At 45.2% G+C, this 2,336-nt stretch carries 1 protein-coding gene; it reads right to left on the bottom strand.

Translation table 11 applies throughout. The annotated features are described in order from the left end of the window. On the bottom strand, positions 1–2,336 hold a 2,336-nt coding region (locus ACTHUM_RS11670; protein WP_440402938.1), incomplete at both ends, for a type I restriction endonuclease subunit R, EcoR124 family.

Raw genomic sequence — 2,336 nt, 5'->3', positions numbered from 1 at the left:
CAAAAGAGTGGTGTAGCTCCTCAAGTGCAGCAGCTTCTTCTATGCCGCCGATGGTTTTAAGCCATTTTTCAAAACGGGCATTCATATAATTTTGATCAATTTTATCGGTTTCGATTTCGTTGATGTGTGAACGCAAATCAAATGGCACATCATCGCTACCGCCACCATTGCCTGAACTTTCTTTAAACAAATCTTTATAACGAGCCAGCAGTTTATCGTAAGTCTCTTGATCGAAATTGAGTGTGGCAGTGATCACGCTGTCGTCTTCCTGTACCACGTCATAGCTTGATTTTTCCCAAGAAAAGCCCAAGAGCCGAGCAGCTTGTAAGTGCTCATTGAGCTGATTGAATAGTTTGACAAACTTTGCGCATGAGGTTGTGTCATCAGGATTTTTTGAAAAATCCTCTAATCCTGCCCATTTGAAAATATCGGCAATATCGGCAAAGCAGACATTCATTTTGTCGATAACCTTATCTAAATTATCGACAAACAGCCCCATTGGGCGATCGCCCGAATAAAGTTTGACGGCTCGCTCAATGTTTTGTTGCATCGTATGCGGCTTGCGGTAATAGCGGATTAAACCAAAAGGCTTATCGGTTTTGTCGCATACGCGGTTAGTGCGGGAAAACGCCTGAATCAAGTTGGCGTAATCCAAAATTTTGTCTAGATAGAGCGTATTGAGCCATTTGCTGTCGAAGCCCGTCAGCATCTGATCGACCACAATCAACAAATCCAGCTGCTCGTCGGGCTTGATTCTCTTATACGCATTGATATGCGACAACCTATCCGACAAATCCGTTTTAAATCGGGAATAGGTGGCGTAGCCGAAATTTGTGTGGAACTGGGCGTTGTAATCTTTCAAAATTTCGGCAATCCATATTTCCTTGTCGTTGCCTTGCCCATCGTTAAGAATATTCGGATCGAAAAGGGCGGTCAGTTTCGGCCAGGGATTTTTAGCTTCCTCAGGATCTTTGGCTTCCTCAGAATTTTTGGCTTCCTCAGCAATTCTGGCTTTCTCAGCAATTTTGGCTTTAATTAGGCGGTAATAATTGACCGCTTCGGGAATAGAGCTGGTGGCAAAAATGGCATGATATTTTTTGCCTTGGCTGAGGCGTTGCCAATTATCCAGCATGTCGTCAATCACCGCATTCACATGTTCCGGCGTTTGATATTGCACATTGGGTATATAATCTTCAATGCCTTTTTGATATTTGCCGTCTGAAGTATATTCTCCCGCCATCGGCACATCGTTCATAAATTGATTGTAGATTTTTTTCTTTTGATCATCGGCAAATACTTCGCTTTCATCTGCTGCTTTGGCTTCTTGCAAAGCGACAGATCTGCGTAAATCGCTGTCTTTAAAGGTGCGGATATGGAAGGGGTGAAAGCCCAGCACATTTTCATCACGAATGCCGTCTGCAATCGAATAGCGGTGCAATTCATTGCCGAAAACCGTGGCAGTGGTTGAATTTTTCTTAGCGTTTTCTTCTTCAATCGGCGTGCCGGTAAAGCCGAAGAAAATCGCATTGGGGAAGGTGTGCTTAATGGTGAGCAACATATCGCCAAAAGTAGTGCGGTGGGCTTCGTCAATAATAAATACCAGCCGCTTGCCACTGATTTGCTCGATGTCAGCCTCATTTACCCCTTCTTCCGCCTTGATATTACTCATTTTTTGAATGGAGGTAACAATTAAGCGGTCGCGGTCTTGTTTGCTTTTCAGCTTGGCGAGCAAAATGGCGGTGTTTTCCGTTGCCTGCACATCATCTTTACTATCGGCAAAATTCTGATATTCCTCCAGAGATTGCTTGCCCAGCTCAATACGGTCGAGCAAGAAAATCACCTTATCCGCATCTTTACGGCGGCTGATTAACTGTGCCGATTTAAAACTCGACATCGTTTTACCCGAGCCTGTGGTATGCCAAATATAGCCGCCGCGCTGATTGCCCGCCGTCCAATCTGTCTTTGCCACCGTATCAGCAATCTTGTTAACCGCATAATACTGATAGCTGCGCAACACTTTCAGCTGCTCGTCTTTCGCATCAGCAATGGTGTAATCGCCGATAAACTGGTGCGCCATCGGAATCGAGAGGAAATGCGTCGCCACCTTGTCCCATTCGTTCATATACACATTATTGAAATCCGCCCAACGGAAGTAAAACGCCGGATTTAATTGACCGCCGGTATTGGCAAAATAGCGGCATTCTTCCGGCGTCATCGCCACAAACACCTGTACCAGACTAAAAATACCCGAAAACGCGCCCGCCTTATGGTATCGCTCAATTTGATTGGTCGCTTGGCTGATGGGCACGCCTGAACGTTTCAACTCAATATGGAAC

The sequence above is a fragment of the Neisseria sp. P0021.S006 genome (assembly GCF_051956895.1).
The sequence above is the reverse complement of the archived record's forward strand: the minus strand, read 5'-3'. Positions and strand labels throughout refer to the sequence as shown.